Genomic DNA, 16,430 nt, shown 5'->3' on the forward strand with positions numbered 1-16,430 from the left:
TCGCGTTGCGGTGTTGCGGGTCAGACCTTCTGGATCTGGGTGAAGCTGAGCTCGACCGGCGTCTCCCGGCCGAAGATCTCGACGAGGGCCTTGACCCTCTGGCTCTCCGCGTTGATCTCGGTGATCGTCGCGTGCAGGGTGGCGAACGGGCCGTCGACGACCATCACCGAGTCGGAGACGTCGAAGTCGGCGACCGCGACCTGGGTGCGGGTCGCGGTCTTGGCGGGAGCAGGTGCTCCCGACTGCGCCGCGGCCGCAGCGGCCTCGGCGTCGGCCTCTGCCTGGACTGCGGGGCCGAGCATGTTCTCGACCTCCTCCAGGCTCAGCGGGACGGGCTGGTGGCTGTGCCCCACGAACCCGGTCACCGACGGCGTGTGGCGTACGGCGGACCAGGACTCGTCGGTCAGGTCCATCCGGACCAGGACGTAGCCGGGGAGCACGGTGCGGCGGACCAGCTTGCGCTGCCCGTTCTTGATCTCCGCGACCTCCTCGGTGGGTACGACGACCTCGTGGATGTAGCCCTCCATGTTCAGCGAGGTGATCCGGTTCTCGAGGTTGGCCTTCACCCGGTTCTCCATGCCGGAGTAGGTGTGCACCACGAACCAGTCGCCCTCCTTCTCGCGGAGGGACTGGCGGAACGCCTCGAGCGGGTCGACGGCGGCGTCGTCGTCGTCGGCTGCCGCCTCGTCGGACTCGTCGGCTGCGTCCTCGACCTCGTCCTCAGGCGTGTCGGTAGCCTCGACGGGCCCGCCGAGGACCGTCACGGTCTCCCCGGTCTCGGGGTCGGTGAGGACCTCGTCGGTGGGCTCGGTCGACTCGTCGACCGGCTTCTCGTCGTACTGCTCAGACACGATTGCTCCGTAACTAAATCCAGCTGGGAAAACTTCCTCGCGGCCCGGGACCCGGGCTCACGCGTGTGGCTACTCGCCGCCGAAGATCGCGAACACGGCCTTGCCGAAGCCGAGGTCGAGGAGCGATACGTAGGCGATCATCACGAGCACGAAGACCAGCACCACGATCAGGTAGGTGACCAGCTGCTGTTGGGTCGGCCACACCACCTTGCGCAGCTCGGCGACGACCTGCCGGTAGAACGTGACCGGGTTGGTGCGCTCACGCTTGTTCCCCGAGCGGGTTGGTGAGCTCTCCGACACGTTCTTCCTTCTTTCGTTGCCCCGATGACCTGGGTGACGAGGTTGGCTTGCCTGCTGCCTGGTGCATGGATCTGTGTTCGTGACTTCTCGCAGGGCACGAGGGACTTGAACCCCCAACCTTCGGTTTTGGAGACCGATGCTCTGCCAGTTGAGCTAGTGCCCTAGGGCGTATTCCGGGCATAGGAAAAGATTGGCCGGATTCACCAAAACGCGAGTCTACGGGGACGGTCCACCCAAAGTCGAACCGGGAGGCCCTTCCAACCGAAGGATCCGGCAGGCACCCTGCCCTGCCCGTGGCGGCCTCTGCGAACATGGAGGCGTGACCGAGCAGAGCCAGCAGACCCGTCCCCTCGCAGACCTCGACCCGGCGGAGGTGGAGAAGTTCCACGAGGAGCAACGAACAGCCTACGAGGCGCTGCGTGAGCAGGGCCTCAAGCTCGACCTCACCCGCGGCAAGCCCTCGGCTGCCCAGCTCGACCTCTCCGACGGTCTGCTGACGCTGCCCCGCACCACCAAGGACCCCGACGGCGTCGACGTGCGCAACTACGGCGGCCTCGAGGGCATCAAGTCGATCCGGGCCATCTTCGCCGAGCTGTTGGGCATCGAGACCGAGCAGATCGTCGCCGGCGGCAACTCCAGCCTGGTGATGATGCGCGAGGTGCTCACCGACCTGTGGCTCAAGGGCGGCGTGGACAGCCCCCGCCCCTGGGGAGCCGAGGAGAAGGTCACGTTCATCTGCCCGGTGCCCGGGTACGACCGCCACTTCACCCTGCTCAGCTGGTTCGGCATCGACATGGTCACCGTGCCGATGACCGATGACGGACCCGACGCCGAGGCCGTGGCGGAGCTCGCGGCGAGCGACCCGAGCATCAAGGGGATCTGGGTGGTGCCGACGTACGCCAACCCGACCGGCTCGGTCGTCTCCCCCGAGGTCGCCTCCCGGCTGGCGTCGATGGAGACCGCGGCGCCCGACTTCAAGATCTTCTGGGACAACGCCTATGCCGTGCACCACCTCACCGACGAGGAGGCACGCAGCGCCGACATCCTGGGCCTGGCCGCCGAGGCCGGGCACCCGCACCGCCCGGTGATGTTCGCCTCCACCTCCAAGATCACCTACGCCGGTGCCGGCGTGGCGTTCCTGGCCGGCTCGGTGGAGACCGTGCAGTGGTACGTCGGTCACCTCGGCAAGGGCGCGATCGGGCCCGACAAGCTCAACCAGCTGCGGCACGCGGAGTTCTTCGGCTCCGCGGACGGCGTGCGCGAGCACATGGTCCGGCACCGCGAGATCATCGCGCCCAAGTTCGCGGCCGTCGACGAGATCCTCACCGAGCGCCTCGGCGGCCTGGGGATCGCCAGCTGGACCCGCCCGACGGGCGGCTACTTCGTGAGCCTCGACGTCCAGGACGGGACGGCGTCGCGCGTCGTGGAGCTCGCCAAGGAGGCCGGGATCTCCCTGACCCCCGCGGGAGCCTCCTTCCCCGACGGCAACGACCCCCGCGACCGCAACATCCGCCTCGCCCCCACCTTCCCGGGCCTGCCCGAGGTCCGCGGGGCGATGGAGGCCGTCGCCACCTGCGTGCTGCTGGCCGCTGCCGAGAAGGCCCGCGGCTAGTCGGATGGACTCGGCCGGACCAGACGCACCCCGACCCGGCCACGACGAGGGAGCGCAGCAGCCCACGACGCGCTTCCGCGACCTCGAAGAGCTTCCCAAGGCGCATCTGCACCTTCATTTCACCGGGTCGATGCGGCACTCCACGCTCCTCGAGCTCGCGGAGCGTGACGGGCACACCCTGCCCGAGAGCCTGGTCGAGGACTGGCCGCCGCAGCTCTCGGCGGCCGACGAGAAGGGCTGGTTCCGCTTCCAGCGGCTCTACGACGTCGCCCGCTCGGTGCTGCGCACCGAGGACGACGTACGTCGCCTCGTCCGCGAGGCCGCCGAGGACGACAAGCGCGAGGGCTCCCGGTGGCTGGAGATCCAGGTCGACCCCAGCGGGTACGCCGCCCGGTTCGACGGGGTCACTGCGTTCACCGACCTCGTCCTGGACGCGGTGCGGGAGAGCAGCCGCGACGTCGGGATCGGCATCGCCGTGGTCATCGCCGCCAACCGGACCCGGCACCCGCTGGACGCGCGGACGCTGGCCCGGCTCGCCGCGCAGTACGTCGGGCGGGGCGTGGTGGGCTTCGGGCTCTCCAACGACGAGCGCCGCGGCAGTACCCGTGACTTCGCACCGGCCTTCCGGATCGCCGAGCGGGCCGGCCTGATGCTCACCCCCCACGGCGGGGAGCTGCTGGGCGCCGACGCGGCCCGGCTGTGCGTGGAGGCGCTGCACGCCGACCGCCTCGGCCACGGCATCCGATCGGTCGAGGACCCCGCGCTGCTCGACCTGATCGTCGCCCGGGGGATCCCCCTGGAGGTGTGCCCGGTCTCCAACGTCGCCCTCGGGGTCTACAGCGACCTGTCCTCGGTGCCGCTGCCGGAGCTGATGGCTGCCGGGGCCACCATCGCCCTCGGCGCGGACGACCCGCTGCTGTTCGGGTCCCGGCTCGCAGGGCAGTACGCCACGATGCGCGCGGCGCACGAGCTCAGCGACGTACAGCTGGCCGAGCTGGCGCGGTCCTCGGTCCGGGCCTCCCGCGCCACGGACGAGGACAAGTCGACGTGGTTGGGTGAGATCGACGCCTGGTTGGGGACAATGGCCCCATGACCTTCCCCACAGTGGCCTGCCTGCGCCCACAGCCGTCCCGGACGCCTCGATGAGCACCTACCCCGGGGAGGACCCGCAGGAGCCCCGTGGGGAGCAGTCCGCCGAGGGCACCGGCACGGAGCCGACCCAGCCCGTGGGCTACTGGGAGCGGCTCGCCGCCGAGCAGGCGCAGTCGGGCCAGAGCGACGCCTACGGCCAGAGCGACACCTACGGCCAGGGCGACGCCTACGGCCAGGCCCCCACAACCACCCCCTACGGCACCTACCCCGCCGGGCAGCAGCCCTACGCCGCTCCGGCACCGGGCGCTCCCGCCAGTGGACAGGCGGGCGGCCAGCAGCCGTGGTACCCGCCGGCGCAGCCGCAGGCCTTCCCTCCCCCGCCGCCCGGCTACGGCGGGTACGCCGCAGCGCAGCCGGAGCATCCGCAGGCGACCCTCGCCCTGGTGCTCGGGCTGGTGGGCCTGGTCGGCGGTCTCGCCGTGTGCGGCCTCCCGCTCGTGGTCGCGCCGTTCGCCTGGGCGATCGGCCGCAAGGCGCTCAACGAGATCGAGGCCTCCCAGGGGCGCCTCGGCGGTGACGGCCTGGCGCGGTCCGGGATGATCATGGGCATCGTCGGGACGATCTTCCTGGTGCTGGCGATCATCGCCGTGATCGGGTTCGTGCTGCTGATCGCCGCGGGGCTCTGGACCGGTGGCAGCACCGTGAGCCAGGTCTGACACAGCACTGGAGCAGGCCTGTGGGCCCGCTGCGGGCCCGTCAGAGCGAGCAGCCCACCAGGACGGGCTCGTTGACCAGGGTGATCGCGAAACGCTGCTCCACGCCGGCGCGCAGCTCGCGGGCCAGCTCCAGCAGCTCGGCCGTGGTGGCGCCGCCGCGGTTGGTCAGCGCCAGGGTGTGCCGGTGGGAGATCTGCACCCGCTCGGTGCCGTAGCCCTTGGCGAACCCGGCCTGCTCGATCAGCCAGGCGGCGCTGGTCTTCACCTGCCCGTCGGGCTGCGGCCACGCGGGGGCGCCGGGCGGGACCCGGTCGGCCGGCACCACCGGGTTGGTGAAGAACGAGCCGGTGCTCCACGTGTCGTGGTCGGCCGGGTCGAGCACCATGCCCTTGCTGCGGCGCAGGGCGAGCACCGCGGCACGTACGTCGGCGGCGGGGGCACGCTCCCCCACTGCCACCCCGAGGGCGCGGGCCAGCTCGGCGTACTGCACGGGCGCGCCGAGGTCGCCGAGCCGGAACGCGAAGGTCACCGAGAGGACCACGTGACGTCCGGGCTCCTCCTTGAAGCGGCTGGTCCGGTAGCCGAAGCCGCAGTCGGCGGCCGCGAAGGTCCGGACCTGACGGTCGACCCGGTCCCAGGTGCGCACCCGCGCGATCGTCTGGGCGACCTCCTGGCCGTAGGCGCCGACGTTCTGGATCGGGGTCGCACCGACGGTCCCCGGGATGCCGGAGAGCGCCTCGATGCCGATCCACTCGCGCTCGACGGCCGTGGCGACCAGGTCGTCCCAGCTCTCTCCCGCGCCGACCTCGACGTAGGCCCCGCCGCACAGGTCCGACTCGGCCTGCAGGCCCCCGTTGCGGACCACGAGCACGCGCCCGGCGTACCCCTCGTCGGCGACCACCAGGTTGCTGCCGCCCCCGACGACCAGGAGCGGCGTCCGGGCGTCGTCGGCCGTGCGGACCGACTCGACGAGCTCGGCCTCCTCGCGGGCCTCCACCAGATCGGTGGCGGGGCCGCCGAGCCGCAGGGTGGTCAGGTCGGCCAGCCGCGCCCCGGACGCAGTGACTGGCTGGGAACCGGGCTCGGGGCCGGGCTCGGAGCCGGGCTCGGGACTGGGCTGGGAGCGCACGCTCATGACGCTAGCCGGAGCGGGACCCGGGATACACAAAACGGCCCCGGCCGAGCCGGAGCCGTCTGTGCGATGGGTCGATCCGCTCGGATCAGCGGGTCTCGCGGTGGTCGGTGTGCGTGCGGCAACGCGGGCAGAACTTCTTCAGCTCCATGCGGTCCGGGTCGTTGCGGCGGTTCTTCTTGGTGATGTAGTTGCGTTCCTTGCAGTCCACGCACGCCAAGGTGATCTTGGGGCGGACGTCAGAGCTCTTGCTGGCCACTTTCGTGCCTTCTTCCTGGCTTGTGATGCTTGCTGCGTTCGACGAATCCGTAGCGGGGGCGGGACTCGAACCCGCGACACCACGATTATGAGCCGTGTGCTCTAACCACCTGAGCTACCCCGCCATAGGAACACGCCCGAGCACCCACACATTCCTGCTCGTCGTGTGGGTGGACCGGGCGCCACTTCCCTGAGCCCCTTTACGGAATCGAACCGTAGACCTTCTCCTTACCATGGAGACGCTCTGCCGTCTGAGCTAAAGGGGCGTGACCGTAGGGCCAGCGAGAAGACTACACAGCCTCGGTGGGATACCTGAAATCGGGCCCGGTCTGCCTTGACCTCGACGGGATGATCGAGCTGTGAACCCGCCTGCCACCACCTGGTACGAGCCCCTCGGAGAGGGGCGTTTCCTCTCCACCGAGGCCACCGCCGGCCCCTGGAGCCCGGACGCCCAGCACGGCGGTCCACCGGCGGCCCTGCTCGGCCGGGCCCTGGAGACCCTGCACGAGGGAGCCGACGGGAACGAGGGGCAGCCCCGGGTGATCGGCCGGTTCACGATGGACCTGCTCGGCCCGGTGCCGGTGCAGGAGCTGCAGGTCACCACGTCGGTGCTGCGCCCCGGCCGGTCGGTCTCGCTGCGCCAGGCCGAGCTCAGCGACCTCACCGGGCGCGTCGTGGCACGTGCCCAGGGGTGGGCCTTCCCCGCGGGAGCTGGGGACACGGCGGAAGGCGGCGCCGCCTCCGCGGTGACACCATTGCCGCACCTCCCGCGCGACGGGCACCACGAGGAGCCGCCCGCGACCTGGTCCCGCGGCTACCTCGACTCCGTGGAGTGGCAGTGGATCGACGGAGCCGTCACCCGCCCCGGGGCGGCCGTGGTCTGGATGCGCCCCCTGCTCCAGCTGGTCCCGGGCGAGGAGATGAGCCCCCTCCAGCGGCTGCTCGGGTGCGTGGACTCCGCGTCGGGCGCCTCGGCGGTGCTGGACCCCACCCGGTGGAACTTCCTGAACACCGAGCTCACCGTGCACGTGCTGCGCCCACCGGTCGGCGAGTGGGTGTGCCTGAGTGCCGAGACCACCATCGGTCCCGGCGCCGTGGGGCTGGCCTCCTCCGAGGTGTACGACGAGCTCGGGCTGGTCGCCCGGTCGGCCCAGGCGCTGCTCGTCACACCCAGGAGCCGCTGAGGCGCTACCCGGCGAGGTGGCGCCCGACGAACCGCAGCTGCGCCGGGGCGATCCGGCGCCAGTAGGCCAGGTCGTGGGCGCCCCGCTGGAACCTGACCCGGAGGTCCGGCCGCTCGGAGAACCCGGCGACGTAGCTCCTCGTGGCCGGGTAGAACGGGTCGCCGGTCCCGCAGTCGATCCGGACCGGGATGCCGGCGAGCTCGTCCTGGTGACCGAAGACGCTGAACTCGGCGTACTCCTCGGCGTCGCGGAACCCCGACCTGGAGGCATCGGCGCCGTCGGTCCACAGCGCCGGGCTCGCCGCGACCACCACGGCGCACCGTTCCGGGCCCAGGACGGCGCCGAGCCGCAGGGCGGCGTACCCGCCCATGGACCAGCCCAGGAGGCCGATCCGGCCGGTCTCCAGCCCGTGCCGGGCCAGGAGTGGCACGAGCTCCTCGAGGACCATGGCGCCGGCGTCCTCGCCGTCGGGCCGCCGGTGCCAGTAGCTCCGCCCGCCGTCGACGGACGCGATGGCGAACGGCGGGAGGGCACCCCGCTCCCCGGGTCGATCCTTGCGCCGTACCCCGGCCGCGAGGAAGCGGTCCAGGCCCAGGCGCGGGGCCAGCGCCGTGCGGTGGTCACCGCCGAGGCCGTGCATCACCACGAGCACCGGAAGCGGCCCGTCCGCGGGCACCGACGGAGGCCGGACGATCGCCCACCCGGTCGGCACGCCACCGCGTGCCCTGGAGACGAACGACCCGGTGACGACCTCCCCGGATGAGACGGCCGGCACCCGGCCCGGCTCCCCGTTGAGCCCGAGCCGGTCCTGCACCCAGGGCCTGCCCGGAGCCACGCCCCGCTCCACCGCGAGCGCCAGTCCTCCGAGCCCTGCCACCCCGGCTCCCCCGCCCAGGAGGACACCTCGGCGGCTCACCCGGGTCATGGTCGGCCCCGCCTCAGGCCCGGTCCTGGATCCTCGCGAACGGCTGGGCGGCCTCGAGCTCGTAGGCGACCTGCAGCAGGCGGCGGTCGCGCCCCCGCTCGGCTGCCAGCTGTACGCCGATCGGGAGTCCCTTCGAGGACCGGCCCATCGGCAGCGAGATCGCGGGGTCTCCGGTGGCGTTCTGCAACGGCGTGAAGCAGACCCACTCCAGCAGGTGCTCGATGATCGTCTCGTAGGGCTGGGATGGGTCCAGCCAGCCGAGCTCGGGAGTCACCCGCGCGAGCGTCGGGGTCAGGACCACGTCGTGCTCGGCGAAGAACCGGCGGCTGGTGCGGTAGGACCTGTTCAGCCGCACGATGGCCCGCGGCAGCTTCAGGGAGTTCCGCAGCGCGTGCCGGGCCAGGCCCTTGGTGAGGTTGTCGTTGCGGCTGCGCTCGTAGCTGCGGTTGAACCGCTGCTTGCCGGTGCTGCTCAGCGCGAGCGCCAGAGAGCTCCAGTAGAGCAGGAAGTCGTCCTCGAAGCTGGCGGGCACCGGGGCCGGGACCGGCTCGATCGTGTGCCCGAGGCCCTCGAGGAGGGACGCGGTGTGCAGCACCGCAGCGGTGGTCTCCTCGTCGGTGGTCCGGCCCCCGATCGAGTCGGTGACCAGGGCGACCCGCAGGCGCTTCCTGCCGGGGCCTGTGACGTCGCCCACCGGCGGGAGACCCACGTCGCGGTAGACGCGCTCGGACTCGCGCAGGAAGGCGGCGGTGTCGCGCACCGAGCGGGTCACCACACCGTCGTGGACGATCTTGACCGGCATCTCGCGGTTCGACCGGTCACCGGGGACGCGGCCCCGGGTGGGCTTGAGGCCCACCAGCCCGCAGCAGGCGGCCGGGATCCGGATCGACCCGCCACCGTCGTTGGCGTGCGCGATCGTCACCGCACCGGCTGCCACGAAGGCCGCCGACCCGGCCGAGGACGCCCCCGAGGTGTGCCCGGTCTGCCACGGGTTGCGCACCGGCGGGTCCTCGACGAACTCGGCGCTCGCGCTGAAGCCGTACTCCGAGAGCCGGGTCTTGCCCAGCGTGGTGGTGCCGACCAGGCCGTACATCCGCGCGAAGTCCCCGTCGGCGCGGGCCGGCTCGGCCACGTAGGCGCGGGTGCCCTGCTGCGTCGGCAGTCCGGCCACGTCGCTGTTGTCCTTGACGAAGCTGGGCTGACCGGCGAAGAAGCCGCCGTGCGGGGCCGCGGCCTCGGTCCTCGCGGCGCCGAACCGGTCGACCGCCAGGCCGTGGAGATCCGGGTCGAGCAGCGTCGTACGCGCGATCGCCGCCTCGACCGCCTCCTGGCGGGAGACCCTGCCGGAGCGGATCTCCTCGGCGAGGCCGACGGCGTCGTGATCGCCGAGGGCGTCGTCACCGAAGGCGTGGACACGGGACTGCGAGGCCGCTGCGACGTCGGGCATGGGCCGAACCGTAGCCCGTCGCCGGGGCGTTTCGCGGCGGCGACGGGCGCCGTCCTCGGGCGTCACCGGGCGATGCCCCTGCGGTGGCAGCCGACGAGGTGGGTGTCCACCATCCCGGTGGCCTCCATCAGCGCGTGCACGGTGGTCGGCCCGACGAAGCCGAACCCACGTTTGCGCAGGGCCTTGGACAGCGCCGTCGACTCCGCCGAGAGGGTCGGGACCTCCGCGGCGACGTGCGGCTCGGGGTCGTGCTCGGGGGCGTAGCCGTCGAGGAACGCCTCCAGCCCGCCGTCCGCACGCAGCGTGATGGCAGCGGCGGCGTTCTTGCGGGTGGTCAGGATCTTGGCGCGGTTGCGCACGATCCCGGTGTCCTGCATCAGCCGGTCGAGGTCGGCGTCGGTCATCGCGGCGACCTTGTCGACGTCGAAGTCGTGGAACACCTCGCGGAACCGGTCGCGCTTGTTCAGGATCGTGGACCAGGACAGCCCCGCCTGGAAGCCCTCGAGGCTGAGCCGCTCGAACAGCCCCCGCTCGCCGCGGACGCGCACCCCCCACTCGGTGTCGTGGTAGTCGCGCATCGTGCCGGGCCGGCTCGCCCAGGGGCAGCGTGCGACCCCGTCCTCACCCACGACGGGCCCCTGGCTCATCCCCGCCCTCGGCCGATCGCCCGGCTGATGGCACTGATGTGTGTGGGGGTGGACCCGCAGCAGGCACCGATCAGGTCCACCCCGAGGTCGCGCAGCTCGGCCGCGTGGGCGGCGAGGTCGTCCGGCGTCGCGTCGTACTCGAAGTGGTCACCGACGACCTGAGGCAGCCCGGCGTTGGACTGCGCGACGAGCAGCAGCCCCTCGGGCCGCGCCGCGACCATCTCGGCGGCGATCGCGGCCATCTCGGCGGGTCCGCGGCCGCAGTTGGCGCCGACCGCATCGGCTCCGGCCGCGGCCAGGGCGACCACGGCCTCCGCGGGCCGGACGCCCATCATCGTGCGCAGGTTGGTGTCGAAGCTCATCGTGGCGACCACCGGGAGCCCGGGGACGACCTCGTGTGCCGCAGCCACGGCTGCCTCGGCCTCGGCCAGGTCGCTCATCGTCTCGATCAGCACCAGGTCGATGCCGCCGTCACGGAGCCCCTCGAGCTGCTCGGCGAAGAGCGCCTGCGCGGTCAGCCCGTCCATCGTGCCGAGCGGGGCCATCAGCTCGCCGGTGGGACCCAGGCCACCCGCGACCAGGGCGCCGTACTGCTCGGCGACCTCGCGGGCGATCCGTGCCCCCGCTTCGTTCAGCTCGTGCACCCGGCCCCCCAGCGCGTGCATGTCCAGCCTCGGACGGGTCCCGCCGAACGTGTTCGTGGTGAGGATCCGCGCCCCGGCCTCGGCGTAGGCCCGGTGCGCGTCGCGGACGGCCTCGGGGCGGTCGACGTTCCACAGCTCACCGGAGCCGCCGTCGTCGAGCCCGAGGTCCTGCAGCAGCGTCCCCATGCCGCCGTCGACCACGACGGGACCGCGGGAGGCGAGGTCGGCGAGCGTGGGGCGGGTCTGGCTCAGCTGGTCATCGGTCACGAACCGAGCCTAGGGTGCCGCGGCAACACAGCCCGGCTCCGCGGTTCCCGCTAGTAGGAGTCGCCGGGGACCACCGTGCACGGCTTGACCGGACCGGCAGTCACGTCGAACTCCGTCCAGCCGCTGAAGCCGCCGAGATCCGTGCCGCTGGCCCCGGACTCCTCGCCCGACGGCGGGAGGGGCTCACCCGAGACGGCCATCACGAAGGTCCCCCGTCGCGGACCGTGCCCGGGTGCGCACTCCTGGTGCCCGGGCACGTAGGTGACGTCCGCGGCGACGCCGTGCTCCCGGAGCGCGGCCTTGAGCCCCCCAGCGTCCTCGAGCCGTCGCACCTCGACACGAAGCGCTGCACCGCCTCCAGGTGTTCGCGGTAGAACGCCTCCAGGGCATCCGGGTCTCGTCCGGTCTCGGCGAGACCGGCAACGGTCGTCATGCCTGATTGTGGTCGCAGACCCCGATCGCGTTACACCTCAGGGACCGCGCTGGACCATCCGGGCGTTGGGCAGGGGCGGGGAGTGCAGCGCCTCGAGGGGGTCGTCCTCCGGCAGGGAGAACCTGTCGCTGGCGCCCTCGTCGAGGAGACGCTCCCAGTCGGCCCGGTAGCCGACCACCTCGTCGTGGTCGCGGCCGATGTAGTTCCACCACATCACGATCCGCTCGCCGAACGGCGGCCCGCCGATGAGCAGCAGCCTGGTCGGCTCAGTGGCGCTGAGCTCGATCGAGTCCTGCCCGGGCGCCAGGAAGCCGAGCTCGTGGGCGCCCAGCGGCTCGCCGTCGACGCTCACGTTCCCGTGGTCCACGAGCACGCCCAGCTCGTACGCCGGGTCGACCGGCACCTGCAACGTCGTACCGACGTCCAGGGTGAGCTCCGCCCCGAGCAACGGGCTGAACGTCCGCACCGGGGAGGTGGACCCCAGCAGCGAGCCGATGAACACGCGAGCCTCCCAGCCCTCGCCACTGACCGGCTCCGGAGCGTGGTGCTCGAAGGCGGGATCCACCTGCCGGTGCGCGTCGGGCAGGGCCAGCCACAGCTGGGCTCCGTGCAGGATGGTGGTCTCGGGCGTGGAGTACTCGCTGTGGCTGATCCCGCGTCCGGCGGTCATCAGGTTGAGCTCGCCGGGGCGCACCGTCGCGTGGTGCCCCGCGGAGTCCCGGTGCTCGATCTCACCGGTGAACAGCCAGCTCACGGTCTGCAGGCCGGTGTGCGGGTGCGGAGGCACCACCATCCCGCCCTCAGGCGCTTCCCGCGAGCCGGTCGAAGGGACCTCGTCGGGACCGTAGTGGTCCAGGAAGCACCAGGCGCCGATCAGGGAGCGCTGCCGCTGCGGGAGCGTGCGCCGCACGTTCATCGCACGCAGACCGCCGAGCGGCACGTCACGCGGGGTCAGGATGTCCATGCGCCACAGGGTGACACGGACACAAAGACACCGAGGCGGCTCGCGTCCGATCGCTGGCGAGAGCGTCGGACGGACGAGCCGCCTCGGTGGGTTCTGGGGGGATCAGCGCGTGCGGCCGCTGAACCCTGCTGCGCTGTGGCCGCTGCCCGAGGAGCTGCTCGAGGAGCTGCTCGAGGAGTAGGCCACGGACGAGCCAGAGCCGCCACGGCGACCGCCGGAGCGACCGCTCTGGCCGCCGGAGCCGCCGGAGCGGCCACCCTGGCCACCGGAGCGCGGCTGGCCCTGCGAGCGGCTGCGGCCGCCGCCGCCACCGCTGCGACGACCGCCGCCACCGGAGTTGCTGGACTGGACGGGACGCTCGTCGGGCAGTCCGCCGGCGACGAGGACCCGCTCGCCGGGAGCGAGCTGGCGCAGCAGCGCGTGCTCGGGACCCGAGACCTTGGTGGTGGTCGGCTTGATGCCGGCGGCACGCGTCAGCGTGCGCACGTCGTTGACCTGCTGGTCGGTCATCATCGTGATGACCGTGCCGGCGGCACCGGCGCGGGCCGTGCGACCGGAGCGGTGCAGGTAGGCCTTGTGCTCGGCGGGCGGGTCGGCGTGGACCACGAGGGCCACGTCGTCCACGTGGATGCCGCGCGCGGCGATGTCGGTGGCCACGAGGGTGCTGGCCTTGCCCGACTGGAACGCCTCCATGTTGCGGGTGCGGGCGTTCTGCGCGAGGTTGCCGTGCAGCTCCACCGTGGGCACGCCGCGAGAGTTCAGCTGCCGGGCGAGCGCCTTCGCGCCGTGCTTGGTGCGGGTGAACACGATCGTGCGGCCGGGCGCGCTGGTCAGGTCGACGAGCACGGGCACGCGCTGGTCGCGGTGCACGTGCAGGACGTGGTGGTCCATCTTCGCGACCGGCGACTGGGCGGAGTCGGCCTCGTGCGTGGCCGGGTTGCTCAGGAACTTCTTAACCAGGACGTTGACGCCGGCGTCGAGGGTGGCCGAGAACAGCATCCGCTGCCCGTTGCCGGGCGTCTTCTCCAGGATGCGGCGTACGGCGGGCAGGAAGCCCAGGTCGGCCATGTGGTCGGCCTCGTCGAGGATGGTGACCTCGACGGCGCCCAGGTCGCAGGCACCTTGCTGGATCAGGTCCTCGAGGCGTCCCGGGCAGGCGATCAGCACGTCGACACCGGCTCGCAGAGCCTGCACCTGCGGGCCCTGGCCGACCCCACCGAACACGGTGCGGGTCTTGAGGCCGTTGACCTTGGCCAGCGGCTCGAGGGCCGCGGTGATCTGGGTGACCAGCTCCCGGGTGGGGGCGAGGATCAGGGCGCGCGGGCGCTTCGGCGTACGACGGGCGCCGGACTTCTCGAGCCGGGCGATCATCGGCAGCAGGAAGGCGAGCGTCTTGCCGGAGCCGGTGCGGCCACGCCCGAGGACGTCGCGACCCGCGATCGAGTCAGGCAGCGTCGCCGCCTGGATGGGGGTCGGCTCGGTGATGCCCTGGGAGGTGAGGATGTCGCTGAGCCCTGCGGGTACGCCGAGCTCGATGAAGGATGTAGACAAGGGAATTGGTATCGCTAACTGTGTGAATGTCTCGCCACAGTCACGTCGAGGTTCTCGTCGTGATGACTGGGCGTCGTGGAGCACTGGTGCCCGAAGGTCCGTGGAGCTGCAACACGCATCAGGGTCGAGGCAAGACTGGACGACCCTTGTGGTTGAACTGTAGGGCACGCGGGCCCGGCGGGTCGCATTTCGGGTGCCCGTGGCGAGTGTGACGTGGGACTCGCCGGGCGTTCGCACGGCCCGGCGGAGGGCTCAGCGGAAGGCGTCCTGGCCGGTCAGCGCCTTGCCGAGCACGAGCTGGTGGACCTCGGAGGTCCCCTCGTAGGTGAGCACCGACTCGAGGTTGTTGGCGTGGCGCAGCATCGGCCACTCCAGGGTGATCCCGGCGGCGCCGAGGATCGTGCGGCACTCGCGGGCGATCGCGAGCGCCTCACGGATGTTGTTCAGCTTGCCGAAGCTGACCTGCTCGGGGGTGATCCGGCCCTCGTCCTTGAGCCGGCCGAGGTGCAGCGCGAGCAGCATCGCCTTGCCCAGCTCCACGGTCATGTCGGCGAGCTTGGCCTGGGTGAGCTGGAAGCCGCCCAGCGGCTTGTCGAAGATCTCGCGCTCGGCGGCGTAGCGCAGGGTCGCCTCCAGGCAGTCGCGGGCCGCACCGACGGAGCCGAAGATGATCCCGAACCGGGCCTCGGTCAGGCAGCTGAGCGGACCCCGCAACCCGGTGACGTTCGGCAGCACCGCGTCGGCCGGGAGCCGCACCCCGTCGAGGACGAGCTCGCTGGTCACCGAGGCGCGCATGGACAGCTTCTGCTTGATCTCCGGGGCGGAGAAGCCCGGAGCGTCCGTGGGTACGACGAACCCGCGGATCCCGGCGTCGGGCCCAGTCCCGTCGACCCGGGCCCAGACCACCGCGACGTCGGCTACCGAGCCGTTGGTGATCCACATCTTGGTGCCGTCGAGGATCCAGTCGGCGTTCTCCCCCGACCCGTCGCGCCTCGCACGCGTACGCATCCCGGCCGGGTTGGACCCGAAGTCGGACTCGGTCAGCCCGAAGCAGCCGATCTTCTCCCCCTTGGCCATCTCCGGGAGCCACTGCTGGCGCTGCTCCTCCGAGCCGTGGGCGTGGATGGCATACATCGCCAGGCTGCCCTGGACCGAGACCAGCGAGCGGATCCCGGAGTCCCCCGCCTCGACCTCCAGGCAGGCCAGGCCGTAGGCCGTCGTGCTGGTGCCGGCACAGCCGTAGCCCTCGAGGTGCATGCCCAGCGCCCCGATCGACCCGAGCTCGCGGGCCAGCTCGCGCACCGGCGTGCTGCCGTGCTCGTACCACTCCGCGATGTCGGGCCGGATCCGCTCGTCGACGAACCGCCGGACGGTCTGCTGGATCGCGCGGTCCTCCTCGCTGAGCAGCGAGTCGGTGTCGAGCAGTCCCAGGGGAGAACGATCAGCCATGCACCCTTTCTACCCGCCGGGGCCGCTGTCTGCTCGGCGTGCGACCGACCTCAGGCGCTGGCGCCCGCCCGCTTGAACGCGCGCAGGGCGATCGGGTGCATCCGGCGCCGGGCGGGGAGCCGGCGGTAGAGCGGGTCGAGGGCGCGGCACACCGCTGCGAAACGGCGGTAGCGCCGCTCCTGCGCCTCGGTCCAGGGCAGCCCGAGGATCTCCCGGCCACGCGGCGGCATCCCGCCGATGGTGATCGAGGCGCTGACCGCGTTCACCGGCCGCTTGACCAGCCACCAGACCGGCTTGGGCACCTTCGCGGGCCGGGGCCAGCCCTTGGTCGCGTAGCCCACGCCGTAGGACGCGGTGCGGTGGGCGACGAGTCGCTCGCTCAGCGCCTGCTCGAAGTAGGCCTCGAACTCGGCGTACGTCGAGGGCGTGCCGCGGGAGGAGACGCCGTACCGCTCGAACCAGGTGATCGACTCGGCGAAGATCTGCTCCCTGTCCGCGCGGCTGAGCCGCCGGATGAAGGTGTCGGTCGCGGTGATCAGGTGCTCGACGAAGCAGGCGTGCGCCCAGTAGTAGGTGTCCGGGTTCAGCGCGCTGTAGGGGGATCCGTCGGGGAGCTTGCCCTTGATCGGGCGGTGGAAGTCGCGCACCTCGTGGCCGCTGGACTCCGGGTCGGCGCCGTAGACGGTGTTGAAGATCGGCGGGATGCTGCGCTGCAGCCGGGCCAGGGTCTCCGCGAACCACACGGAGTGGTCCTCCACCCCCTGCCCCAGCGAGGGGAGCATGTTCTGCAGCACGGCCGCGCGGGGCCCGAGGAGCACCTGCCGGTTGTCGGCGAAGTACCTCCAGGTCAGCGACTCCGGGCCGAGCGGGAGGGGCTCGGCCGTGGCTGCGGCGGCGTGCTGGAGAGAGGTCATGGTGATACATTGAAACAGATTTGTCTCATCATTCCAACGCCTCT

The 16,430-nt window shown here is 71.9% G+C and carries 17 protein-coding genes and 3 tRNA genes; 4 read left to right on the plus strand and 16 right to left on the minus strand.

The genetic code is table 11. The features are described 5' to 3' along the window. Positions 1-20: 20 nt before the first annotated feature. The 3 genes from nusG to AC4BGB_RS09700 all read right to left on the minus strand — a co-directional run bounded on the left by nusG (position 21) and on the right by AC4BGB_RS09700 (position 1,314). Positions 21-851, minus strand: a complete 831-nt coding sequence (gene nusG / locus AC4BGB_RS09690) for a transcription termination/antitermination protein NusG (RefSeq protein WP_490546571.1) — start codon at positions 849-851, stop codon at positions 21-23. Between the two features lie 69 nt (positions 852-920). Continuing rightward, positions 921-1,151, minus strand: coding sequence for a preprotein translocase subunit SecE (gene secE, locus AC4BGB_RS09695; protein WP_490546572.1), 231 nt, complete (start codon positions 1,149-1,151; stop codon positions 921-923). Positions 1,152-1,241: 90 nt separating this feature from the next. Beyond that, positions 1,242-1,314 (minus strand) — tRNA-Trp (locus tag AC4BGB_RS09700). A 156-nt stretch (positions 1,315-1,470) separates the two neighbouring features. Between AC4BGB_RS09700 and AC4BGB_RS09705 the strand changes: the two genes are divergently transcribed. From AC4BGB_RS09705 to AC4BGB_RS09715, 3 genes are read left to right on the plus strand one after another with little or no spacing between them, the layout of a single operon-like run. Then, positions 1,471-2,763, plus strand: a complete 1,293-nt coding sequence (locus tag AC4BGB_RS09705) for an aspartate aminotransferase type Ic (RefSeq protein WP_490546573.1) — start codon at positions 1,471-1,473, stop codon at positions 2,761-2,763. Between the two features lie 4 nt (positions 2,764-2,767). Continuing rightward, a complete protein-coding gene (locus AC4BGB_RS09710; protein ID WP_490546574.1) occupies positions 2,768-3,856 on the plus strand; it encodes an adenosine deaminase in 1,089 nt (362 codons plus the stop codon). Between the two features lie 49 nt (positions 3,857-3,905). Continuing rightward, the gene (locus AC4BGB_RS09715) at positions 3,906-4,571 is read left to right on the plus strand and encodes a DUF4190 domain-containing protein (RefSeq protein ID WP_490546575.1); all 666 of its coding nucleotides are present in this window, start codon (positions 3,906-3,908) and stop codon (positions 4,569-4,571) included. A gap of 40 nt (positions 4,572-4,611) precedes the next feature. Here the strand turns inward: AC4BGB_RS09715 and AC4BGB_RS09720 are convergent, their stop codons facing one another. From AC4BGB_RS09720 to AC4BGB_RS09735, 4 genes are all read right to left on the minus strand, one after another. Then, positions 4,612-5,700 carry a UDP-N-acetylmuramate dehydrogenase gene (locus tag AC4BGB_RS09720; protein WP_490546576.1) on the minus strand — a complete coding sequence of 363 codons (1,089 nt, stop codon included), beginning with the start codon at positions 5,698-5,700 and terminating at the stop codon, positions 4,612-4,614. A 91-nt stretch (positions 5,701-5,791) separates the two neighbouring features. Beyond that, positions 5,792-5,962 carry a 50S ribosomal protein L33 gene (gene rpmG, locus AC4BGB_RS09725; RefSeq protein ID WP_183407901.1) on the minus strand — a complete coding sequence of 57 codons (171 nt, stop codon included), beginning with the start codon at positions 5,960-5,962 and terminating at the stop codon, positions 5,792-5,794. A 50-nt stretch (positions 5,963-6,012) separates the two neighbouring features. Continuing rightward, positions 6,013-6,086 (minus strand) — tRNA-Met (locus tag AC4BGB_RS09730). 68 nt (positions 6,087-6,154) lie between these two features. Next, positions 6,155-6,227: transfer RNA gene (locus AC4BGB_RS09735), tRNA-Thr, on the minus strand. Positions 6,228-6,320: 93 nt separating this feature from the next. On the opposite strand from AC4BGB_RS09735, the gene AC4BGB_RS09740 reads away from it, so the two are divergent. After that, on the plus strand, positions 6,321-7,145 hold the full coding sequence (locus AC4BGB_RS09740; RefSeq protein WP_490546577.1) for a thioesterase family protein: 825 nt from the start codon (positions 6,321-6,323) through the stop codon (positions 7,143-7,145). 4 nt (positions 7,146-7,149) lie between these two features. On the opposite strand, the gene AC4BGB_RS09745 is transcribed toward AC4BGB_RS09740, so the two are convergent. The 9 genes from AC4BGB_RS09745 to AC4BGB_RS09785 form a co-directional block, all read right to left on the minus strand. Further along, the gene (locus AC4BGB_RS09745) at positions 7,150-8,061 is read right to left on the minus strand and encodes an alpha/beta hydrolase (RefSeq protein ID WP_490546578.1); all 912 of its coding nucleotides are present in this window, start codon (positions 8,059-8,061) and stop codon (positions 7,150-7,152) included. Positions 8,062-8,083: 22 nt separating this feature from the next. Next, positions 8,084-9,517 carry an amidase gene (locus AC4BGB_RS09750; RefSeq protein ID WP_490546579.1) on the minus strand — a complete coding sequence of 478 codons (1,434 nt, stop codon included), beginning with the start codon at positions 9,515-9,517 and terminating at the stop codon, positions 8,084-8,086. Positions 9,518-9,579: 62 nt separating this feature from the next. After that, the gene (locus AC4BGB_RS09755; protein WP_490546580.1) at positions 9,580-10,164 is read right to left on the minus strand and encodes a DNA-3-methyladenine glycosylase I; all 585 of its coding nucleotides are present in this window, start codon (positions 10,162-10,164) and stop codon (positions 9,580-9,582) included. Continuing rightward, a complete protein-coding gene (locus AC4BGB_RS09760; RefSeq protein WP_490546581.1) occupies positions 10,161-11,075 on the minus strand; it encodes a homocysteine S-methyltransferase family protein in 915 nt (304 codons plus the stop codon). The genes AC4BGB_RS09755 and AC4BGB_RS09760 overlap by 4 nt, the downstream gene beginning before the upstream one ends. Before the next feature lie 50 nt (positions 11,076-11,125). Then, positions 11,126-11,407: a hypothetical protein gene (locus tag AC4BGB_RS09765; RefSeq protein WP_490546582.1), complete on the minus strand. Its 282-nt coding sequence runs from the start codon at positions 11,405-11,407 to the stop codon at positions 11,126-11,128. A gap of 138 nt (positions 11,408-11,545) precedes the next feature. After that, positions 11,546-12,472: a pirin family protein gene (locus tag AC4BGB_RS09770; RefSeq protein ID WP_490546583.1), complete on the minus strand. Its 927-nt coding sequence runs from the start codon at positions 12,470-12,472 to the stop codon at positions 11,546-11,548. A 102-nt stretch (positions 12,473-12,574) separates the two neighbouring features. Continuing rightward, positions 12,575-14,023, minus strand: a complete 1,449-nt coding sequence (locus AC4BGB_RS09775) for a DEAD/DEAH box helicase (RefSeq protein WP_490546584.1) — start codon at positions 14,021-14,023, stop codon at positions 12,575-12,577. A 252-nt stretch (positions 14,024-14,275) separates the two neighbouring features. Next, a complete protein-coding gene (locus tag AC4BGB_RS09780; RefSeq protein ID WP_490546585.1) occupies positions 14,276-15,472 on the minus strand; it encodes an acyl-CoA dehydrogenase family protein in 1,197 nt (398 codons plus the stop codon). Positions 15,473-15,522: 50 nt separating this feature from the next. Beyond that, the gene (locus AC4BGB_RS09785; RefSeq protein WP_490546586.1) at positions 15,523-16,386 is read right to left on the minus strand and encodes an oxygenase MpaB family protein; all 864 of its coding nucleotides are present in this window, start codon (positions 16,384-16,386) and stop codon (positions 15,523-15,525) included. Between the last annotated feature and the right edge of the window lie 44 nt (positions 16,387-16,430).

Source organism: Nocardioides sp. Z30_9 (assembly GCF_058215735.1).